The 21,590-nt window shown below is 58.9% G+C and carries 18 protein-coding genes; 7 read left to right on the forward strand and 11 right to left on the reverse strand.

The window, feature by feature from the left end; all coding sequences use genetic code 11:
- Nucleotides 1-6: 6 nt before the first annotated feature.
- Genes ATY79_RS28750 through ATY79_RS28770 form a run of 5 tightly spaced genes read right to left on the reverse strand, consistent with a single transcriptional unit; the run spans nucleotide 7 to nucleotide 5,405 of the window.
- Entirely contained in the window at nucleotides 7-1,470 is a 1,464-nt protein-coding gene (locus ATY79_RS28750; RefSeq protein ID WP_088705623.1) for a hydrogenase 4 subunit F, read from the reverse strand.
- Nucleotides 1,467-2,132: a hydrogenase-4 component E gene (locus ATY79_RS28755; RefSeq protein ID WP_088705624.1), complete on the reverse strand. Its 666-nt coding sequence runs from the start codon at nucleotides 2,130-2,132 to the stop codon at nucleotides 1,467-1,469. The genes ATY79_RS28750 and ATY79_RS28755 overlap by 4 nt, the downstream gene beginning before the upstream one ends.
- On the reverse strand, nucleotides 2,132-3,088 hold the full coding sequence (locus ATY79_RS28760) for an NADH-quinone oxidoreductase subunit H (protein ID WP_088705625.1): 957 nt from the start codon (nucleotides 3,086-3,088) through the stop codon (nucleotides 2,132-2,134). The genes ATY79_RS28755 and ATY79_RS28760 overlap by 1 nt, the downstream gene beginning before the upstream one ends.
- Nucleotides 3,079-5,094, reverse strand: coding sequence for a hydrogenase 4 subunit B (hyfB, locus tag ATY79_RS28765; RefSeq protein ID WP_088705626.1), 2,016 nt, complete (start codon nucleotides 5,092-5,094; stop codon nucleotides 3,079-3,081). Before hyfB ends, ATY79_RS28760 begins: the two co-directional genes overlap by 10 nt.
- Nucleotides 5,091-5,405: a helix-turn-helix transcriptional regulator gene (locus ATY79_RS28770; RefSeq protein ID WP_088705627.1), complete on the reverse strand. Its 315-nt coding sequence runs from the start codon at nucleotides 5,403-5,405 to the stop codon at nucleotides 5,091-5,093. Before ATY79_RS28770 ends, hyfB begins: the two co-directional genes overlap by 4 nt.
- A 628-nt stretch (nucleotides 5,406-6,033) precedes the next feature.
- Between ATY79_RS28770 and ATY79_RS28775 the strand changes: the two genes are divergently transcribed.
- Together ATY79_RS28775 and ATY79_RS28785 are read left to right on the forward strand one after the other, a co-directional pair.
- Complete coding sequence (locus ATY79_RS28775) at nucleotides 6,034-6,726, forward strand: class I SAM-dependent methyltransferase (RefSeq protein WP_088705628.1); 693 nt, start codon at nucleotides 6,034-6,036, stop codon at nucleotides 6,724-6,726.
- A 479-nt stretch (nucleotides 6,727-7,205) separates the two neighbouring features.
- Nucleotides 7,206-7,931, forward strand: coding sequence for a DUF899 domain-containing protein (locus ATY79_RS28785; protein WP_088705629.1), 726 nt, complete (start codon nucleotides 7,206-7,208; stop codon nucleotides 7,929-7,931).
- A 199-nt stretch (nucleotides 7,932-8,130) separates the two neighbouring features.
- Here the strand turns inward: ATY79_RS28785 and ATY79_RS28790 are convergent, their stop codons facing one another.
- The gene (locus ATY79_RS28790; RefSeq protein ID WP_088705630.1) at nucleotides 8,131-8,346 is read right to left on the reverse strand and encodes an exopolysaccharide production repressor protein; all 216 of its coding nucleotides are present in this window, start codon (nucleotides 8,344-8,346) and stop codon (nucleotides 8,131-8,133) included.
- A 549-nt stretch (nucleotides 8,347-8,895) separates the two neighbouring features.
- On the opposite strand from ATY79_RS28790, the gene ATY79_RS28800 reads away from it, so the two are divergent.
- A complete protein-coding gene (locus tag ATY79_RS28800; protein ID WP_088705632.1) occupies nucleotides 8,896-10,350 on the forward strand; it encodes a hypothetical protein in 1,455 nt (484 codons plus the stop codon).
- Here the strand turns inward: ATY79_RS28800 and ATY79_RS28805 are convergent.
- From ATY79_RS28805 to ATY79_RS28825, 5 genes are all read right to left on the reverse strand, one after another.
- Nucleotides 10,341-11,267, reverse strand: coding sequence for a family 16 glycosylhydrolase (locus tag ATY79_RS28805; RefSeq protein ID WP_088705633.1), 927 nt, complete (start codon nucleotides 11,265-11,267; stop codon nucleotides 10,341-10,343). The genes ATY79_RS28800 and ATY79_RS28805 overlap by 10 nt on opposite strands.
- 30 nt (nucleotides 11,268-11,297) lie before the next feature.
- Nucleotides 11,298-12,440: a glycosyltransferase gene (locus ATY79_RS28810; protein WP_088705634.1), complete on the reverse strand. Its 1,143-nt coding sequence runs from the start codon at nucleotides 12,438-12,440 to the stop codon at nucleotides 11,298-11,300.
- 282 nt (nucleotides 12,441-12,722) lie between these two features.
- On the reverse strand, nucleotides 12,723-13,010 hold the full coding sequence (locus ATY79_RS28815; protein ID WP_088705635.1) for a hypothetical protein: 288 nt from the start codon (nucleotides 13,008-13,010) through the stop codon (nucleotides 12,723-12,725).
- A 156-nt stretch (nucleotides 13,011-13,166) separates the two neighbouring features.
- Nucleotides 13,167-14,489 (reverse strand): polysaccharide biosynthesis/export family protein, encoded by a 1,323-nt coding sequence (locus ATY79_RS28820; protein WP_245312467.1) that lies wholly within the window; start codon nucleotides 14,487-14,489, stop codon nucleotides 13,167-13,169.
- A complete protein-coding gene (locus ATY79_RS28825; RefSeq protein ID WP_088705637.1) occupies nucleotides 14,479-15,606 on the reverse strand; it encodes a glycosyltransferase in 1,128 nt (375 codons plus the stop codon). Before ATY79_RS28825 ends, ATY79_RS28820 begins: the two co-directional genes overlap by 11 nt.
- 329 nt (nucleotides 15,607-15,935) lie before the next feature.
- On the opposite strand from ATY79_RS28825, the gene ATY79_RS28830 reads away from it, so the two are divergent.
- The 4 genes from ATY79_RS28830 (at nucleotide 15,936) to ATY79_RS28845 (ending at nucleotide 21,587) form a co-directional block, all read left to right on the forward strand.
- Entirely contained in the window at nucleotides 15,936-16,661 is a 726-nt protein-coding gene (locus ATY79_RS28830) for a sugar transferase (protein WP_088705638.1), read from the forward strand.
- A gap of 212 nt (nucleotides 16,662-16,873) precedes the next feature.
- On the forward strand, nucleotides 16,874-18,895 hold the full coding sequence (locus ATY79_RS28835; protein ID WP_088705639.1) for a glycosyltransferase: 2,022 nt from the start codon (nucleotides 16,874-16,876) through the stop codon (nucleotides 18,893-18,895).
- Nucleotides 18,892-20,553, forward strand: coding sequence for a Wzz/FepE/Etk N-terminal domain-containing protein (locus tag ATY79_RS28840; RefSeq protein WP_088705640.1), 1,662 nt, complete (start codon nucleotides 18,892-18,894; stop codon nucleotides 20,551-20,553). Before ATY79_RS28835 ends, ATY79_RS28840 begins: the two co-directional genes overlap by 4 nt.
- Nucleotides 20,550-21,587 carry a glycosyltransferase family 2 protein gene (locus tag ATY79_RS28845; RefSeq protein ID WP_088705641.1) on the forward strand — a complete coding sequence of 346 codons (1,038 nt, stop codon included), beginning with the start codon at nucleotides 20,550-20,552 and terminating at the stop codon, nucleotides 21,585-21,587. The genes ATY79_RS28840 and ATY79_RS28845 overlap by 4 nt, the downstream gene beginning before the upstream one ends.
- The last annotated feature ends 3 nt before the right edge of the window (nucleotides 21,588-21,590 follow it).

Below are 21,590 nucleotides of genomic sequence, written 5' to 3' on the forward strand. Positions count from 1 at the left end.
CCCCGATCATCGCAGAAGGTTGGCGATATGCTGGAACCAGGCAACCAGCGGCGGCGGCAGGTAGATGCCGGCGCCAAGCACCAGCGCCAGATGCGCATACATCGGAATAAAGGATGCCTCACCCGGCGCAAAACTGCCCCGTGGTTGGCCGAAGGCAACGCCCGTCAGCCGCAGAAAGAGGGCGCCGAATGCCACCAGCAACCCGAAAACAAGCGGAATTGCCAGCAGTGGATGGGTGGCAAAGGTGGAGCTGACGATCAAGAATTCGCTCATGAAGATGCCCATCGGCGGCAGGCCGGCAATAGCGGCGACGCAGGCGAGCAATCCCCAGCCCAGACCCGGATGCGTCTCCGTCAAGCCGCGGATGGCGGAGAGCCTTTGGGTTCCCTTGACCTGGGCAACATGGCCGACGGCAAAGAAGATCGCCGACTTGGTGAGCGAGTGCATGACCATGTGCAACAGCCCGGCAAAATTGGCAAGCGGCCCGCCGAGGCCGAAAGCGAAGACGACGATACCCATGTGCTCGATCGAGGAATAGGCAAACAGGCGTTTGATGTCGCGGCGGCGGTAGAGCATGAAGGCCGCAAAGATCAGGGATGTGAGGCCCATTGTAATCATCAGCGGCCCGGCGGCGATCGCTTCAGGGCTGACGGAAAGCAAAATCTTGAAGCGCAGGACGGCATAGAGTGCGACGTTCAGCAAAAGGCCGGAAAGTACCGCCGAGATCGGCGTCGGCCCCTCGGCATGCGCATCGGGCAGCCAGGCATGCAGCGGTGCAAGGCCGACCTTGGTGCCATAGCCGAGCAACAGGAAAACGAAGGCGACATTGAGAAGCGCCGGATCGAAGGCGGCGGCATGTTCGACCAGAATGGTCCAGACCATGGCGTCATAACCTTCGCCGACGACGGGCTGTGCGGCGAGATAGACGAGAATGGTGCCGAAGAGCGCAAACGCGATACCGACACTTCCGAGGATGAAATATTTCCAGGCGGCCTCAAGCGCTTCGTGTGTGCGGTAGATGCCGACCATCAGCACCGTCGTCAGCGTTGCAAGCTCGACCGCTACCCACATCAGCCCGATATTGTTCGAGATGAAGGCGAGGTTCATACCGAACATCATGATCTGATACATGGCATGATAAAAACGCAGGTTCGCCGGCGTCAGCCGTCCGGTTTCGAGTTCGTGCGCGATATAGCTTGCGCTGAATATGCTGGTGGTGAACCCGACGAAGGCATTGAGGACGATAAAGACGACGTTGAGGTCGTCGACGAGCAGGTATTGTCCCGGCTCGCGCCGTTCGGTGACGACGAGACAAAGAGCGGCAAACAGCGTTAAAAGGCTTGCAAGCACATTGAGCCGCGCGGTGATCCTGTAGCCGGGCAAAAGAGCCAGAAGTGCTGCTGCCGCGACCGGGATCAAGAGCACCGCCGCCACCCAATCGAAGGCGAACGAGAGGGATAGCGCGTTCACTTCCGCCTCCTCCCCCTGAAATCGTCGAGTGCTCTGACATCGACGGTATCGAACCGCTCCCGGATGCGAAACAGGAAGACGCCGATGACGATGAAAGCGATCAGGATCGAGAAGGCGACGCTGATTTCGACGACGAGCGGCATGCCCTTGGCGCCGGTCGCCGCAAGCACCAAGCCATTTTCGAGCGACATGAAGCCGACGACCTGGCTGACTGCATTGCGGCGCGTGACCATGATCAACAATCCGAGCAACAGAACAGAAAGGGCGAAGGCGAGATCTTCGCGGGCAAGCGGATTGGCCTGCGGCGTGACGCGCAGCATCACCACGATCGAAAGTGCGACGAGGCCTATGCCCGCCAGCATGGTGGACCCGATCCCGACGACCGTCTCGATCTCGCGATGGATGCCGAGTTGACGGATCATGTGATGGAGCACCACGGGAATGACGATGGCCTTAAAGATGAGGGCTATGGCCGCGGTCACATAGAGATGCGGCGCATCCTGCACGAAAGCCTGCCAGGCGACCGACAGCGTCAGCACCAGCGAGTGCAGCGCAAACATGTTGAGCAGGGCGTAGAGACGATCCTGGTAGAGCATCATCATGCTCACGAGCACGAGCCCGCCGGCGAGCATGTGAGCGATGTCGAAGACCGGATCGTTCATCACAGGCTCCTGGAAACGAACCGCAGGAGGGTGGCAAGCAGGGCAAGCATGAGCGCCGCGCCCAGGAATTCCGGCACACGGAAGACCCGCATCTTGGCAACCGAGGTTTCGAACAGGGCAAGAAGCACGCCTGCGACCGTGAGCTTGGCGAGATAGGCGATGAACGCCGTCAAGTAGGCGGCCGGTCCCGCTTCCGGGGCTGCAATCTTCCACGGCACGAATATGCAGGCGATCAGTGAAATGTAGAGCAGCAGCTTGAGCGACGCTGCCAATTCGATCATTGCCAGGTGCCGGCCGGAATACTCGAGCACCATCGCCTCGTGCACCATGGTCAGTTCCAGATGGGTCGCCGGATTGTCGACGGGGATACGGGCGTTTTCGGCAAGCGCCACCATGACGAGGGCAACGAGCGCAATCGCCAGCGAAACCCGCAAGCCCACGGCGGGCGAACTCATGAATGCGGCGATTGTCGAAAGCTGTGTCGAGCCGGCAACGAGCGCCAGCGCGAAGATGATGAGCAGCATCGAAGGTTCGGCAAGCGTCGCGATCATCGCCTCGCGACTTGAACCGATGCCCCCGAAGCTGGTGCCGACATCCATGCCGGCAAGCGCCAGGAAGAACCGGCCACTGCCCAAAAGGGCGACGATCGCGATCAGGTCGGCCGTCCAACTGAAGATCAGGCCGGTCGCGAATGTCGGGATGATGGCGGCCGCCACCCAGGTCGAGGCGAAGATCAGGTAAGGTGCCACCCTGAACAGCCAGGACGCGTTATGCGCGACCACGGCCTCCTTGCGAAGCAGACGCAGGAGATCGCGATAGGGCTGGATCGGTGAAGGGCCTTGCCGGCGCAACAGCCGCGCCTTGACCTTGCGAATGAGACCAGTCAGCAGCGGCGCCAGCAGCACGACAAGCGCCATTTGGCAAGCCTGAGCGACAAGAGCGGAGATCATGACCATAGCGCCAGCACCAGAAGCAAGAAAACGAGCGCAAGGAAGACGAGGCTCAGATAGCGCCGGATCGAGAGGAATTGCAGGCGGTTGAGCTTTTCGGCGGCAAATCCGACGGCGCCCGCAATCGGCACATAGAGCCCCTCCCAGACCAGGTCGTGTTGCTCGACGGAAAAGGTGGCTGGTCTGAGATCGCCCGGGGCCGGCATATCGACCCGCTCGCGGGCACGCATGGCGAGTGTGCCGAAGACGCGCCTGATGGGCTCGGCGAAACTGCCCGCGGTATATTGTGTGGAGGGGCTGCTTTCGGGAAAACCGCAGTCCCAGGCGGCAGAACGACGAAGCGTTCGCGAAGCGAAGCGATGGACAATATAGATCGTCGCGCAGGCCGAGACGGCGATGAACAGGAAGACCAGCAGGCCGTTATAGGAACTGCGGCTTTCAGCGATCGGCACGATCGACAGCCACGGGATGTCCATCTGCAGTGGCATCCGATCGCCGACCAAGGAAAACACGACGGGTGAAACACCATCGATGACGGCCCCGGGCACGATGCCCGCAAACAGGCATAGGCCCGCCGGCACGCACATGGCGCCAAGCGAGAAACGATCCACTTCCGCAACCTCGCCTGTCGCAGCCTTGCGCGGGCGGCCAAGAAACGTGATGCCGAAAGCCTTGATGAAACAGGCTGCAGCGAGCGCCGCTGACAGCGCCAGTAGACCACCCACCGCCGGCACGCCGATCTTGAGTGCCCATTGCGGCAGATCGGGGCTTTGCAGAATGGCCTGGAAGACCAACCATTCCGAAGCGAATCCATTGAACGGCGGAAGGGCAGAAATCGCAACGCAACCGACAAGGAAGGTGAAGGCGGTGATGGGCATGTGGTGGATCAGGCCGCCGAGCTTATCCATGTCGCGCTCGCCGGTTGCCGTCAAAACGGCGCCGGCGCCGAAAAACAGGAGGCTCTTGAAGAACGAATGGTTAAGGACATGGAACAGCGCGGCGGTCAGGGCGAGCGCGGCGGCCAGGCCCATGCCGTTTGCCTTGAATGCCAGCGCCAGCCCAAGGCTCACGAAAATCACACCGATATTTTCGATCGTGCTGTAGGCGAGCAGGCGTTTGAGGTCGCGCTCCATCAAGGCATGCAGGATGCCGAACGCCGCCGTCGCTGCGCCCAGTATGAGGACGATGAGCCCGGACCACCACATTGGCGCACCGAGGAGATCGAAGGTGACGCGGATGAAACCATAGATCGCGATCTTGGTCATGACGCCGCTCATCAACGCCGAGACATGGCTTGGCGCTGCGGGGTGAGCCAGAGGCAACCAGACGTGCAACGGCACCAGCCCGGCCTTGGAGCCCGCGCCCAGCAGCAGGAGGATGAGGACGAGGCCCGCCGTCAGTGGCGCATGTTCGCTTGCACGAACGGTCGCAAAACCGTAGCCGCCGTCGGGTCCGGCAAGCAGGCCGAAGGCAAGCAGCAGAGCCAGCGTCCCGAAGCTTGCCATCACGATATAGAGATAACCGGCCCTGCGATTGTCGGCATTGCGGTGATGCGCCATCACCAGTGCCCATGAGGCAAGCGACATGAATTCCCATGAGATCAGGAAGGTGAAGGCATCGTCGGCCAAGAGCACCAGATTCATGCCGGCGATGAAGGCCGGAAAGAACGGCAACACCCGATGCGGCGCTTGTTCGTGCCGGCCGTAACCGAGACCGTAGAGGCTGGCAAGCAAACTGGCGAGATTGACGACAAGGAGAAAGAAGGAGGAGAGCGCGTCGAGCCGGAAATGGGCACCGAGCCAGGGCAGGCCAATGGGAAGGACGAGCGTCGGCGCGTCAACGAAAGAGCTTGCGAGCTGTACCATGCTGGCTGCGAAAGCAGTGGCCGAGATAAAGAGGCTTAGACCGTAGACTGCGGGGGTGGCTTGATGCGACCGCCCCATAAAAACTCCGAGCACTCCGGTTGCCAGAAACATGGCAATGCATGACAGGATGACCGAGAGGAAGGTCATGAACGCAACCTCGTCCTGCTTTCGGGGGCGGGCGGGGTTCCCGTCCCGTCTTCGGGCGGTTCGGCTCTCGCTTTCAGCCGCACCCCACGGCCGCCGTCCTTACTGGAAGCCCCCTCGTTGATGAGTTCGATCCCGGCACGATCGAGAGCGGCTAGCAACCGCATCAGCGAGTCGACATTGCCGCGAACGACGTCAACGCTTGCTTCCATACGCTGGATCGTGGGAACCGATATTCCTGCCAACTCGGCCAGCTGGCGCTGATCGATGCCAAGGAGGGCTCTTGCAGCCCGCATCTGAGCCGCAGTGATCACGATTGAACGATCGCCTGTCTTGCATGAGCCCTGAGATCTCCAACATACAATATAATTAGTGATGTCTCAAATGGGAATCTTGATGTACTCGATGGAGATCCCTGCCCACTGTGATGTCGTATTGGGAGTGGAGAAAACAACGTTCTGATCAAAGGAGCAGTGGTGCTCCTGGCTGTCGAGATTGCGCTGAACCGGCGTTGCGCGAAACGCATGGGCTGAGCCGCCGCGTCGACGGCAAATCCTATCGCAGGTCTTTGACGCTATAGAGGAAAGAGCTCACGCTGGCGTCAGTTCATTTGGCCCCTGGCGACCTCGGAGCCGATTTCTGCGCCAAAGAAGATCGCGTCGGCGAGATGGCCCCTATACTCCACGTTATTTTGAGTTCTGGAATATAGTTCGGCCGCCTCTTATAGGGAGTAAATACATAAGTTTTATGTCACTTAATATTGCTAGACGGGCCGGGTCGGGATTGTTATGCTGCTATGCACAATGGAGAGTGAGAGCGGGCAAGAGGTTCGCGCTCATCGATAGCTGCGTTGTCTGCAATTTAAGTTGGTAGGCCCTCTTTCGGTGTCGCCCAGTCAGAACTCCGGCGTCACTGGTGGAAAGATTTTGTGGGAGCGTTTCGGTGGAAGACATCTACATCTCTGATCAGTACGCTGAGCTCAATCCCACATGGCATGAGGAAGATTCCCCCTGGAAGGCCGACCAGATCGCGAAGATCATCGAGAAGAACGGCCTGACGTTTTCCAGCCTTTGCGAGGTGGGTTGCGGTACGGGCGAGATATTGCTCAACCTGGCGCGCGCCTACCCCAATGCCAAATTTGACGGATACGAGGTGGCGCCTCATGCCTACCAGAGAGCCAGGCTCAAGACGACAGGCAATGTCTCCTTTCACCTGCAGGATATTCTTCAGGTGCCTGATGTCCACTATGACATACTCGTCATTGCGGACGTCATCGAGCATGTCGAGGACTATATTTCCTTTATCAAGGGATTGCGGGCACTGGCTCGCTACAAGATTTTCCATATACCGCTGGACCTTTCAGTTCAGTCAGTCCTGAGAGGGTGGCCGATTACAAATTTGCGCAAGAATGTCGGCCACCTGCACTATTTCTTCAAGGAAACTGCCCTCGCTACCGTGAAGGATTGCGGCTACTCCGTGGTGGATTACGCCTATACGGCAAGCCGCATTGAATTGCCGAACCAGGCATTCAGCAGCAAATTGATGAGCCTCCCGCGGAAACTGCTGTTTCCGCTGAACCCTGACCTTGCGGTCAGGGTTCTGGGAGGTTACTCGCTGCTAGTACTGGCTGAGTAAAGATCGACGCTTCAGACGACGGCAGCAATCGGCTCTGCGCTCGTGGGTCCGGCAAGCGTCATCCTTGTGCACACGAAGCGTCGACCTTTTCTTTGAGCTAGATCTTGATGAGCGACGGATAGGGTACGTTGTGTTGCCGGCGGCGACTAAGATCCGCTCGAGCACGGCTTTCGGTAACCGCGGCGAAATCGATGTCGAGGATGGTTTTGGGTTTGGCAGGTGCACGCACCTGGCTTTGCTTCAGTCGAAATAATTGACGCAATCCTGGCCCTGCCAAAAGGTCAGTTCTTCCACCTCCGTCCTGAATTCCGTCACTTGGTCGCTGGACGCAGTATGGCCAACGGCTCGCGCAAATGGCAGTCGCTGTTTCCATGAACGCCGTCGAACTCTGAATCCCGTCACACTTGTAACTCCCAGCATCACGCCATCTGGCCTTATCTACTCTCGTCACAGCAAACTGACAGGATGGGATAAGAGCGATGACGAACCACATGAAGACACCGCCCGTCGTCTCCAGGCAGGCCTGGGAGGACGCGCGCGCGGCGATGCTTGGGAAGGAAAAGGCCTTCACTCACGCACGAGACATGCTGGCAGCCGAGCGTCGACGCATGCCGTGGATGGCCGTGGAGAAGGACTACGTGTTCGAAGGACAAAAGGGCAAAATGAGCCTGCTGGACCTGTTTGAAGGGCGCCGGCAACTGATCGTCTACCGCGCGTTCTTCGAGCCCGGTGTTTATGGCTGGCCAGAACACGCCTGCCGCGGTTGCTCGCTCGGCGCCGACCAGGTCAGCAACCTTGCCCATCTCAACGCACGTGACACGACGCTTGTTTACGCCTCGCGCGCGCCGCAGGCCGACATTGTGCGCCTGAAGGAGCGGATGGATTGGAAGATGCCCTGGTACACCATTACGGACAGCTTCGACAGAGACTTCGGCGTCGACGAGTGGCATGGGCATAACGTGTTCATCCGCCACGGTGGGCAGATTTTCCGGACCTATTTCATCAACAGCCGCGGCGATGAGGCGATGGGAACGCCGCTCGGCCGCCAGGAGGTCTGGGAAGACTCGCCCGAAGGCTATCCGCAGACCCCGACCTACAAGTGGTGGAACTGGCACGACAACTACGACGCTGACGCAGCGCCGGACAAACGATGGGTCGAGGTATCGGACGCCGGGGAGGCTGCCTTTCGAAAGGATGAAAACTAGTTTCGCCGAAAGCGCCGGATGAAGGTTTCGGACGCCGGCGCGACGATTGCGGGCAGGAGACAGTCCCTGTCTGCGTATATGCTGGACGGACTTCAAATAAGAGAAACTTGCGGACGGTCTGTTTGGCGGAAACTGACCGTCGCCAGGTACCTTCGTCAAGATCGGCGCTTCGTTAGCGGGCTCCCGGACCTCGGACAAGTCAATGCGCTCGCCGGTCTTTGGCCTCTCGCCAGACAAGGTACAGCACGCCGCCGACATAGCCCACCTGCATCAGAACAATGCAAATAACACTGTAGTATATGGAAATTGCTATGCTGCCATAATGATACCAGCAGAGAAGAAAAAATACGAATGTGGCGCAAAGCATGCGTATATAGATGCCAGGCGCCCGCATTAATTCGGTAAAACGCTTCATGAATAGTTTCTCGCCATTTTTTGGAGAAATTCACATGGCGTCCGCATTTTTGCAAGTGCGAATGCAATGCGAGAGTTTCAAGGTGGCGACCAGAGCGTCGATGAACGGGCATTCGCAGCTGATTGCTTGTTCATTGACGGACCCACAAGTCTTGCGTGCCGGAACAAAATATAGGACTATCAATAAGATGTGGTTGTGTGGCGAAAGCGAACTGTTTCGGTAAGCGGGACGAACTGGAGTTGTCCCGTTGAGTGCCGCGTTTAACGGATCACACTTTTCAAGTGCCTCGGGCAGATGTATGCTGCAATGCAGCGCGATAGTATTTCTTGTGCGCGCCATAATAACGCGCCGCTGCGTTTTGAGTTCGAAGACGCATCCGACGTGAACGGATCTGGAGGGATCATTGCTGCAGCAAAGCGATTGTCTTGGCGGTCCACAAGATCGAGCACTATCAGATCCAACGCGGCGATACCGGAATGGTCCGGCAGGTTCGACGATCGAAGGGACGGCGGCCAACCATGGTGCTGAACCCGATGGCAGGGCGCCTGCATGGTAGAGCCGATCGGGATAATCACCGTCGTTTTGGGTTTTTACTGTTTGACGCGCGGATACAAAGCGACGGTTCAGACCTTTATCGTATTGACATTGCTCGGCTCTGCCGCGGCGCTGACCTTCGGCGGGTCCAGCGTTCCTCCGGCCCATCTCTTTCTGTTGTTCCTCACGGCCGCCGCACTTGGCAAAAGCGAACTGCCGGCTGTGGTAACAGGGACGTTTCGCTTTGGTCGGCCGGCGTTCTGGTTGGCATGCCTGGTGGCCTACGGCGCCATCTCGGCCTATTTTTCGCCGCGGCTGTTTGCCGGAATGAGCTACATCATACCCCTTGGGGCGTCTGAATATCCTTCGACCGGCGGCACCGTGCCGCTCGGTCCCGTCTCAAGCAACGTGACCCAAACGATATATCTTGCCGCAGACCTTTTGTGTTTCGTGACAATCACCGCGGTGTGCGCGACGCCATCTGGTTTTCGCGCAACGCTCAATGGGCTTGTCGCCTATGCCGTCGTCAACATGTTGTTTGCCGCATTGGATCTCGCGACCAGTGCAACGGGGACCGCGGACCTTTTGCAGTTCGTGCGCAATGCGCAGTACACATTTCACGACAGTGATACCGTCAACGGCATGAAACGTATCGTCGGGTCATGGCCGGAGGCGTCAGCCTTTGCCGGGATGACGCTCGGCGCCTTCGGGTTTACCGCGAGCCTCTGGATTTGTGGCCGTCAGGTCCGGTGGACCGGGCCGCTCGCCTTATGTTCGTTTGCCTTGATCATCCTGTCGACCTCCTCGACTGGCTTGATTGCCGCCCCGATCTGCCTGCTTCTGCTTTACCTCACTGCGGTTTTGCGGTGCGGTGTTGGGCCGCAGAGCCAGCGTAGCACGGCCGTCGTTCTTCTTGCTCCACCGATCGTCCTGGCGCTCTCGCTTCTCGTCGTGCTTCAGGAGAACCTTTTTCAAGCGCTTTATGACTATGTGGACCTGTTGGTGCTGAGCAAATCGACGTCCAGTTCAGCAGTGGAACGCGGGTCGTGGAACGCTGCAGCGCTGCAGAACTTCGTCGACACGGTTGGCCTCGGGGTGGGATTGGGCACAGCGCGCACGTCGAGCTTCCCGCTCGCGCTTTTGTCGAATGTCGGCATTCCGGGTGCCGTCATGTTCCTGTTGTTTGCGATGACGGCGTTCAGACCTGGTCTGTCTGCCCGCACGTTCGAATCCGACGTCAGGCTTGCAGCCTTGAACGGCTGCCTGGCGCTATTGATCGGCTCTCTGGTGGCTGGACCAACCGTGGATCTCGGGCTTCTATTCTTCGTCCTGGCCGGCCTTTGCGCCAGCCGGCCGGTTCCAAGGATAGGCGAGATTCCGGTCCTGCCCTTGCGTGGCGCGGCGCTCGAAGAGCGGGCCCATGCGCGTCGCCTTGTGCCGCGAGTAATCGCAAGCAAACGTCAAACATAAGCGCGCAAATAGTCTACCCGCATATGGGTCTGAAGCTGATCCGGCGTCAGCTCCTTCGGATATGGGACGTCGGCGCGCAATGCGAGCGTGAGCAGAGGCCAAAAAACGTCGCCATCGACATCGAGGTCAGGGGAGCGATTAATTTGCCAGTTCGCCGGCTGGCCGGTGCGGGTATCAACGACGGGCTTGCGCTCGAAATAGGGCACGCACTTGGTGTCATCAACCAGTATGCCGTAGCGGTGATAGTCCTTGGTCAGATCAACGCCTGCGGGCACACCGGTGCCCTCGTGGTGTTCTCCAGGTTGACCCCATTCGTGCAGATAGGTTCCATATTGGGACAACTCGAAGCCCTTGTGCTCGACGACGTCGAGCTCGATGCTGGTCGGTGTACCGAGAACGCTGCGAGCGTTCATCAGCCAGAATGCCGGCCAGCTCAGTGGATGGCTCGGGAAAAGCATCCGCGCTTCGAAGTAGCCCCGTCGCCAGCCTTCGGTGACAGTGCCATCCTTCTTCGCTGTCTGGATGTTTCCCGAAATCCACTGATATTCGCTGTGGTTGTTGCCGTAGTAGCTTGGGACCGACATTGGCGCGCCAATGTACTTGGCGGAAATCTCAAGTGCCTTGCCGTCAATTGCGCGCGCATCGTCGACGATGGAGTAGGGGTTGAACCCTTCTTCGCCGGTGCGTCTTGCAAAGGCCGAACGTCCATAAAAGCCTGGATCCGACTGTCCTGCCTTGGGGCCGGCATTCCAGACCGACCAATCGAGCTTTGAAAAATTGTCTTCGAAGGCGAGGCTGCGTCCCGTCGTTGGATCGTCAGCATCGGCAAGTGCGGGTCGCTCCGGTCCGAGGCCCGCATATGCAAGCGCGATCGTCGTCGAGATGAAGCCTCTTCTGGACAAGCTGCGTCCGGCCATTGACGTCCTCCAGGAAACAAGCCGTGATGACTAGCGCGCAGCGGCGCGCAGCGCACTCGCATGCACGTCGACCACCAGATCTTCGCTGTATTGATCGATAAAGGACTTGCGGAAGTCCGCATTGGCCTTTTCGGCGGTCACGTTATCGCAGTAATGAACCATTGCGGCAACGAGGGAAGCGCCGCCCTCGGGATCGACCAGCCGCCCAAGTCTCGGGTCCACGAGAATGTCGCTCGGACCGAATTCGCAATCGGTCGAAATGACCGGCAGCCCAAAGCGCAGCGCCTCACATATGGCGAGTGACCAACCCTCCCAGCGGGACGTCGACACGTAGATATCGCTGGCCGAGAGCGCAGGTTGCGGGTTGTCCGGGTGGTGCTCGATCGTGACGACGTCGCGAAGCTGAAGCTGGTCAATCTGATGGCGCAGATCCGCTTCGCCGGCGCCATGGCCAACGATCTTCAGACGCGCGTTCTTGCGCTGCTTGTAGACCTGCGCAAAGGCTCTGACGAGAATGTCTTGACCTTTTTGATAGGAAAAGCGACCCACATTGACAAACGTTACGCACCCCGCCTCGCCGCCGCTCGTTGCGTCGACACCCTGGAACCTGCGGACCGGATTTGGAACCCAGTATTGTGGAACCTTGCTGCCAAACATCTCGCGAAAGGATGCAAGCTGACGCGGTGAGGTTCCAAATATGTAAGACGCACGCTCGAGAAAGAATGCCTTCATCAGAAAGAACAAGATCCTTGCCTTCAGATGGCTGCATTCCCGCTTCGGATTGCCGTGCAGATGGACGACGAAGTTCCGTCGAATGCCGAGGCACGAAAGCATTGCGATCACGGCAGGTTCTATCTGAGGGACGACGATCAGATCGTAATCCTTGCTCTTGATAACCTCGCGAAATGTATTCATCAGCTGCAGTCTGCCGCGAGGGCGCCGATCGATGGCGTGATAATTTCGATCTGCCGGTCGGTTCTCATGGGCGGACGTGTAAAGAACGTCAACCTCGAAATCATCGGCGTATTTTTCGGTGAGTTTGCAGCAAATCGTATCGACTACGCGCTCGATCCCGGCAAAGGACTGAGTGCCCGGCTGGAGATAGAGAATTTTTCGGCGCGAGGGGGAAGGAAAGGGACGCTTTTGCCCGAGCCTGGCGGTACTCAGCTCCATGACAAGATCCTCTTTGAGCCGATCGGGTCGTATCCGTAATATATTTAAACGATATTCGGGCGTTTTATAATAATTGCGCAGCGCACAATAATTACCGTGACTGAGGTAATATAATTGTGCAGTGCGGCGCAAAATGCAATAGTAAAGATTAAAACGAAAGCGGGATTTCTTCTCGTCCTGTCCAACCGTTTCTACGGTTCATTCCCGCTCTATCGCAAACCGTGACTTTATCGTCCTGCCGACACAACCCGTCGTGCAATCGCAACCTGTCAGGAGACTTATTTAGTCAGCAGTATATTTCGACTGGATCTTCCGGGAAGACCGTGCGCCGCTGGCGCGACGCGTATACACGCAATAGAGGATCGCGTGAGTGAACAGATATCCAGCCTCGAGCAATGTGGCGAGCGCCATAGCCCAGCCGATGGCCGCAAGGATTCCGCTGCCTGTCGTAACACCGACAATGGCGTATCCCAGCATCACGAAAACAACGATGAGGGTGAAAATAAGAATAGGCAGACGCAAGGCGCAAATCGCGCCTATGACGAAACAAATTGCAAATGCCCACCCCATAGGCTGCTCCGACCTCCTGTGCAGGACAACCCTGCACAATCATCGGCCATATACCTGACATAGGCAAGCTAAAATTCTCTGAAGAAGACGAGAGATAAGCCGATCTGCCAACACAGGTTTCAGCTTTAGCCCGCGTCTCAGACCAGCCGGGAACTGTCAGTTGTTGTTGGCCACGGCAGTTGATCCCCCCCGCTGACGTCTTTCGACGCGGATAACGTCGCCAGGCACCACCGGCTCGTTATCGGAGACAATCAAGCTCTGGTTGCTGCCGTCGATTACACGGCTGATCGTCGTGGTGAACGCATAAGTATCCTTGTCTTCCTCCAGGGCAGCGATTGCGGCAGGCGCCCGGACTTCCAGGTTTTTCAAGAGGTCGCTTGCCGTTTCCGTCTTTTTTAGATTGGAAGCGAAGCGATCTCGCAATTCGGCTGCTTCGGTCAGAGCGCTAATGCGATAGCGGTTGCGTACGTCGCCGATGTCCTGGTCGACCTTGGCCAGATCCTGCTGTGTTTTCAGGACGGCCAGCGAAACATCAAGATTGCGGCTTTCCAGGTCGGCGAGGTTCTGGTTGGCGCCAAGTTGGCGGGTGGAGACCGTCAATCCCTGCGAAACAAGCTTGTTGACCGAACCTAGATCCCTGTTGGCAAGCTCGATCTGCTTGCCAAGCGATGCGGCCTTTTCTTTCAGGGCCGAAATTTGATTGGCCGCAAGTATCTTTGCCTGATTGAGTGCGTCAATCTCGGTTTCCATCGCGCGCATGCGGGTCTCAAACAGAGCTTCTTCCTCCGTCAGCATGCGTGCAATTCCAGGCTCGTCCTTTCGCGTTGTCAGTTCCGCGGGAAACTTGATCTCAGAGGCGTTATCGAGGATAGCATCGATGCGTGCCTGGCGCGCAACAAGCTCGAGCCGCTCGGCCTCGAGCGCGCGCAGATCGCCGCGACCAGACAGGGCGTCCCGCTGCAGGCTGATAAGGTTCGCGTCAACCGGCCCGATGCCGCCTGCCATGCTGAGCGCCTGGACGACCGTCAGGCCTGGACTGAAGCTATACTTGCCGGGCGTTGCCACCATCCCGGTCACGAAAAACGGACGGTAGGAGGATATTTCAACAGAGGCATTCGGCCGCTTTTGCAGCCCTACCTGGTTTTGCAGGCGCTCGCCGATCGAGTCTGAAACCTGTTCGAGGGTTTTGCCGGCGGCCGGCACTGTTCCGATGATTGGCAAGGAGAGGTTTCCCGCCGCCGATATTGCGAACTCACCCGTCAGCGGCACCCATTCAAAGGGGGCGCCTGTGCTCGGTCGCCATTCAAAAACGCGGATCTTGAGCACGTCTTGTGGGCCGAGCAGATAATCTTGCGCCGCCGTAACGCAGCTACCAAAAGACGCGACAACGGCTGCCGCAGCAAGACGTCGAAAGACCCTGGACAGCTGGCCGAGAAAGTCAGTACCGGCCCCGGATGGCCTGACGGATCTAACTGACATGCTGTGCTCCATGAGGCGAGGGTTTATGGATGCTGTCGCGTCGCGACTGAGCCGGATCGGCAAGCTTGGTGCCGGTTGCGCGTTCGATGAAGGTACGGAACCGGTTTGTGAAGACCTCACGGCGAAAGTCCGCCGCACGCAAAACTGCATCGGCCGGATTGAAATCGAGCCTTTCCATGCGTTGAACGGCATCCATCAGATCCTCGATCGTCTGATTTTTGAAGAACACTCCGGTCTTGTCGGCAACCACGGTCTCGGTGGCCCCGCCGCGCCCGAAGGCCACGACCGGCCGGCCGCTTGCCATGGCCTCGACCGGCACGATCCCGAAATCCTCTTCGCCGGGAAATACCAGCGCCTTACAGCGCGCATAATGGTGCTTGAGAACATCGAATTTCTGAGAACCGAGGATCGTCACCGTAGGCCCGGCGATCTTCTTCAGATGTTCGAGCATTTCACCGCCGCCGATCACCACGAGCTTGGCTTTGAGACGATTGAAGGCCTCAACGGCAAGGTCGGGCCGCTTGTAGCTGACGAGTTCGCCGACCATCAGGTAGTAGTCGCCGAGTTCGCAGGCGGGCACCGGTTTGAAAGCTGCGGTGTCGACCGGTGGATGGATAACTGATGCATCGCGGCGGTAATAGCTCCTGATGCGCTGCGCAACGGTTGTCGAGTTGGCGACGAAATCATCGACCCGATTGGCCGTGGCAACATCCCAGGTTCGCAAATAATGCGCCATCGGCGGCATCATCAGGCGGGTCATGAGGCCTGAGCTGTCGTAGTACTTGTTGTACATGTTCCAGATATAGCGCATCGGCGAGTGGCAGTAGCAGATGTGCAAGGCAGGAGAGGTCGGGATGATGCCCTTGGCCGGTCCCGACTCACTGCTGATAACGAGGTCGTAGGCCCCCAGATCAATCTGCTCCAGTGCCATCGGCATCAGAGGCAGGTACCGCTTGTACATTTTGCGCGCGTATGGCAGCGCACCGATGAACGTCGTCTGGATCCGATGAGCCTTCAGCGCGTCGGAAATCGCGCCAGGGTCGCAGACGTGCGTATAGATATCCGCGGTCGGGAATATGTCGCACAACGCCTCGAGGACTTTCTCGCCGCCGCGCATGCCTACCAGCCAGTAATGTATGATCGCTACTCGCACGCAATGCTCCACAAAACACACATGAGTAATACTTACTGTGGCGTGCCAAAACGCGCGGCGAACCTATCTAGTTTTCGATATGTATAGTTCGACAGACTAGAGCCGTTCTATAATAGAAATAAGACAATAACTTCTTCGAAGTATGCCTCGTTTCCGCGTTGCACCCTTGTATAGTGCGGTGCAATAATCTTATTGTCAAATCGTTTAATACTTGTTAACGTTCTTGTGCTTGCCCGCTCGGGCATTTTCTGCGCATGCCCAGAAATAGTTTCAGTAATGTTGGGAGTAAGCGGATGAGGGAAATTGATCTCGGCCGAGAGTTCGACACGTTCGAAAAATCGAGACAACGTAGCCGCAGCGTGCCCGTGCATGGTTTTACTCAGTCAAAGAGGGACGCCTCGGCGGTCGTTGCTGGAATTGGGAAATACAGCCTTGACGCGATCCTTGCGCTGGTCGGGCTGGTCGTACTGGCACCGATGATCCTGATGCTGATCGCGATCCTCATGGTATTGCAGGGGCGCCCGATCTTCATCGCCCATCGCCGCATCGGCAAGAACGGTGTGATGTTTCACTGCTTGAAGTTTCGCACCATGGTAACCAATGCCGATGAGATCCTGACGCGCCATCTGGCCGCCAATCCGCATCACAGGGCACAATGGAATGCCACCCGCAAGCTCAAGGACGACCCGCGCATAACACCGTTTGGCGCTCTTCTTCGCAAGAGCAGCATCGACGAAATCCCGCAGCTTTTGAACGTCATTCAGGGCACGATGAGTCTCGTCGGACCGCGCCCGATCGTGGCAAGCGAAGCCGAACTCTACGGCGTCCACTTCGCCGACTACATCAAGGTTCGTCCCGGTCTCACCGGACTTTGGCAGGTGAGCGGGCGCAGCGACACGAGCTATGGCGAGCGCGTCCAGCTCGACGTGCGCTACGTCAAAGAGCGAAGCATCGTTGGCGATCTGGCGATATTGTTCAAAACGGTTCCTGCCGTCTTGCGCTCGCGCGGCAGCTATTAGCCGTCAAACGCGCGGGCCCCAGGCATACATCCTCATTTCAGTCTGATCGATCTGCCCGGAGATTGGTGCGCGTGAAGGATATGCTGGCGGGCGAGCAAGCCTCTCAGGCAACAACGAACATTGCATGTGGAAACGGCCGATATGGAGATGCTTGGCAGATATGATCGAGACCCAGCCTTGCCTTCGCCCTTGCGGCCGGCGGGAGCTCTGAGATGAGCGCCTCATTTGCCATCAACGGCCGGTTCTTGACGCAGACGATGACTGGCGTGCAGCGCTATGCCCGCAACATTGTCGGCGCGATCGACAGTTCCAAGGGTGCGCATCAATCCGTCGTTCTTGCGCCAACTGATGCAAAGGATCCGGGATTTGCCAGGCTGCGACTGGATGCGGGCGGCGCCTTGACCGGACACGCGTGGGAGCAGGTCGAATTGCCAGCAAGGGTGGCCGCAGAAAGGCTCCTGAACCTTTGCAATACAGCGCCTGCAATCAAGAGCGACCAGATTGTCTGCATTCACGACGCCAACATTTTTGCTGCCCCTGGCAGCTACAGTTTCATGTTCCGGGCGCTCTATCATAGCCTCCAGCCACTGCTTGCACGCCGCTCGGCGCGAATCGCAACCGTCTCACAGGCCGCCGCGCGCCAAATTGCCCGACACCTGCCGGTTTCTCTGGCAAGCATCGCGATCTTGCCGAACGGGCACGAGCATGCGTTGGCCTGGGCGCCCGAACGAGCCACGTCTGTTCCGGGGCAGCTTGCCCTGCGCGAGCCGCGTCCCTACGTGCTGGCCCTCGGATCCAGGGCCCGCCACAAGAACGTTTCGCTTCTGATGGATATCGCACCCGACCTCGAGAAGCTGGGCGTCGACATCATCATGGCTGGCGGTGGCGACGGCATATTCGCTCCCGAGCTGCTGCAGGATCGATCCAACGTTTATCTTTATGGCAGGGTATCGGACGACGATCTCGCCTATCTTCTGGACCGCGCGCTTTGTCTCGCCTTTCCGTCGCTGACGGAGGGCTTCGGCTTGCCGATCCTGGAGGCGATGGCCAGAGGCTGCCCCGTCGTTTCGTCGGACTGCGCAAGCATGCCGGAAGTATGTGGCGGCGCGGCGCTGCTTGCGTCGCCCTTCGACCCGCACCAGTGGATTGGTCATGTTCGTGCTCTCTTGCAGTCGAAGCAGCTGCGCGACGATCTCGTCGGCCGCGGAGCGCAAAATGCCCGCCGGTTCTCGTGGGCCCAATCCGCAGAAGGATACTTGGACCTCCTGCAACAGCCTTGCGCGACCTTGCCGGTCCATGCGCCGCCGCCAAGCCCCGCACCGAAGATCGCCGTCGTCTTTGCAACACGCGGGAGGCCAGACGTTGTCGCCGCCACGGTAAGGCACTTCTTGAAAACCCAGAGCCTGAGGCCCGACACGGTCATCATATCCTGCGTTGATCCAGCCGACGCGGGAGATCTTGCCTCGCTTGCAGGCGTGACGATCCTGAGCGGACCGCCGGGGCTTGCAGCACAGCGAAATACGGCTCTCGCCAGCCTGAAGCCAGGAACCGAAATCGTGGCTTTCTTCGATGACGATTTCGTTGCGGACGCCAATTGGCTTGCTGAGGCTGCGCTGGTCTTTCGGGACGAGAGCCAGGTCGTTGGCTTTACGGGCCATGTGGTCGCCGATGATATCAAGGGGCCCGGGATCGCATTCGATGAGGCCGTGCGCCTCGTTGCCGCAGCGGGTGAACAGAAAGGTGAATGGACCGAGCCCTATAGCCCCTACGGCTGCAACATGGCTTTCCGGGTTGCGGCAATCGGCGACGTGCGCTTCGACGAGCGTCTTGTCCTTTACGGTTGGCTTGAAGACCGGGATTTTGCAGCCGCGCTGGCGCGCCAGGGAGGCCGGCTGATCCGGTGGTCGCAAGCCTTTGGTGTGCACATGGGCGTCAAGAGCGGCCGGGTCAGTGGCGAACGTCTGGGATATTCGCAGGTGATCAATCCCATCTATATGATGGGCAAGGGGACAATGAGCCTGATCAATGCTGCAGATCATATCTTTCGCAACACTGCGACCAACTTCGTTCGCACCTTTTGGTCCGAACCCTTCATCGACAGAAGGGGTAGGGCCAAGGGCAACCTGCTTGCGCTCGTCGACATCCTGCGCGGTCGGCTGGAGCCAGAAAGAGCCGCGGCAATCGGTTCGCGCCCGACAACGAAGAACCCCGGCTGGAGGCAGCAAAAGCAATGATGTTCAACAGACCACGGCCCCTTGAGGCAACCTCCCGAGTGTGGCGGCTGGACGAAGCGCAGCCCGAGAGCGGGGCCGACGGTCCACTTGTGCTGTTGCGGGCGGTGATTGCCCTTGGCTTTCGCCACAAGGTCAGCCTTGTTGCCTGCACCATCGCCGGCTTGGCTTTCGCCGGTCTTTACGCCCATTCGCTGCCGCCCACTTTTACGTCAACGGCAACGCTGCTCCTGGAGCCGCGCCAGTCGGCCGCCTCGGGGCAGGAATTTTCTCTTCAGCAGGGCTTCGATCTCAATCGCGCAGACAGCGAACTGCAGACGATCCGGTCGGAGCGGTTGCTGTCGTCGGTATTTGAAAGTCTGGGGTTGATGGACAGCGCTGAACTGAGCGCGGATCAGCCGGGTCTGATCGACCGGATGCTGTCGACGATCAGCACCGCAGTCGCGCCGTCCCGGGCCGGGGTTGCCAAGAGCGCGCGCGACCCGGTGAGCGAGGAAGCAATGCTCGTCAACGATGCCGAACGCGCGGCATTCCTGAATTTTGCCAAGCGCCTCAATGCGCGCCGCGTCGGCCAATCCTTCGTCATCGAGGTCGACTACTCGTCATCTGATCCGAGCTTGCCGGCGCGGGTCGCAAACGCCGTCGTCTCGGGCTACATATTCCAGGCCATTGCGTTCAAGGAACAGATGGCCAGGGCGGGAACCGAAGCCCTGCAGGGACGGTTGGATAGCCTGTCGGGACAGATGGAGGCCGCCCGCCTTGCCATGCACGAAGGATCCCTTCCTGCCATCCCGACGCCCGACGCCGATGCGCGTGTCATCGGCGCCGCACTGACGCCACTTGGCCCGTCGGCGCCGCGCAAAACCCTCATCACTGCGCTCGGTGGCGTCCTTGGGCTTCTCGGTGGCTTCGGGCTTGTGGCCGTCCGGCTGGCTCTCGATAGAAAGGTGCGGGACGCACGCGAGCTTTCGCGTGACAGCGGAATTGCCTGCCTTGGCGCAATCCCGGTTGCGCCAGACGCCAACGGCGTTCCCTGGAATGTCGGTGCAAGGCACCTTGGCTTTGTTCGCGCCATTCATGACCTCAGAACGTCTGTAGAGATCGCTTGCACCAGCTTGCGCAGCGACACCAGCATTGCCGTCGCTGTCGTGTCGTGGTCGCAAGGGGCCGGCGTTACCATGATCTCCACCAGTCTGGCGCAGCTGATCAGTAGAAGCGGCCGCCATGTGACACTGTTCCAGAACCCGCCAGCATCAGACGGGCCTGTCGAAGTGGAAGCCTATGCGTCACCTTCGGCATCTCTTGCCGACGCTGCCTTTGGCGGACTGCCAATCGAAGAGATTTCCTTCGGCAAGGTCGAAGGCATGGTCGTCCTGCCCATCCACTCGCGCGATACGAACGCCAACCTGTTCATCGATTTTAGAAATCCCCGCGTTCAGCGGATCCTGGAGGCAGCGCGCGCGAAGGGCGATGTCATCCTTGATCTTCCCCCTCTCCAGGCATCGATGGATGCCTTGGCGCTGTCTGCCTACGCTGATGCCGTCATTGTCGTGGCACAGGCTGGTGAGACGACCATCGAGGAGGTGATCGAGGCCGTTCAGATGCTGCGGCGTGCCGGCGCCAATGTGGTTGGCACCGTTCTCAACAAGGCACGGCGATGACGACGAAAAAGGGCGCAGCAGCGCTTCATCCAGCGCCGCCCCGTCTGGCCGTCATCATTGCGTGCTTCAACTACGCGGACTACGTCGAAGACGCGATACGAAGCGTGCTTGAACAGAAATGCAACGACTGCGAATTGATCATTGTCGACGATGGTTCGACCGATGGATCCTGGGACATCATCCAACGTCACCCCGTTTCGGCGCATCGCATCAGCAATTGCGGCCAGCGCGCTGCCTGTATTTATGGATTGAGCAAGACGCAAGCCCCGTTCGTCCTCTTCCTCGATGCCGACGATGCACTTCTTCCCGGCTCGCTTGCGACCATCCTGGCCAAGCTTGATGATGGCGTTGCAAAACTCCAGTTTCCGTTGCTACGCACAGATCGCGATGGCGTGATTATCGGTGAACCCGTCCCGAAACTTACGGCCTTTCGTGACGCGGGCGCGCTGGCGCTAAGCGTCTTGAAAAACGGAACCTATGTCACCCCGCCGACATCCGGCAATGTGTTTCGACGTGATGTCTGCGCGCTCCTACATGATGCGGCCTACGACCGCGCAGTCGACGGTGTGCTGCTGTTTGCAGCGCCCTTCTTCGGCGATGTCGTCAGCCTGTCCACTCCGCTTGGGCGTTATCGGATCCATGACCGCAATGATTCAGGGCTCGGACGGCCCCTGGATGCTGAAATCCTGCGCCGCGAGATCGCACGTTTTGTGGAACGGATGGCGCATCTGCGACGCCTGCTTGGGCCGCTGGGAAGGGCCAAAGAACTTGTCGCGACAGAGGAAACGCAGTTTTTCCTGGAGCGCTCGATCTACCTTGCGATTGCGGAGCGCCGGCGCGTCCCGCCAATGATCCTGTGGCGCCTCGTCAGAAAGATTAGCTCTGGTGACAACTCTCTCAAGTCCAAAGGCACGATGGTGGTCTTTCTCATCGTCACGGCAATTCTGCCGAACCGCCAAGCCCGCCGCGGCCTGTCCTATCGGCTCGATGCCGGCAAGCGCTCGATGAGTGGTTTGCTGCGGGCGCTCTTTTGATCA

The sequence above is a fragment of the Rhizobium sp. R693 genome, from assembly GCF_002211315.1.
Classification (GTDB): domain Bacteria; phylum Pseudomonadota; class Alphaproteobacteria; order Rhizobiales; family Rhizobiaceae; genus Rhizobium.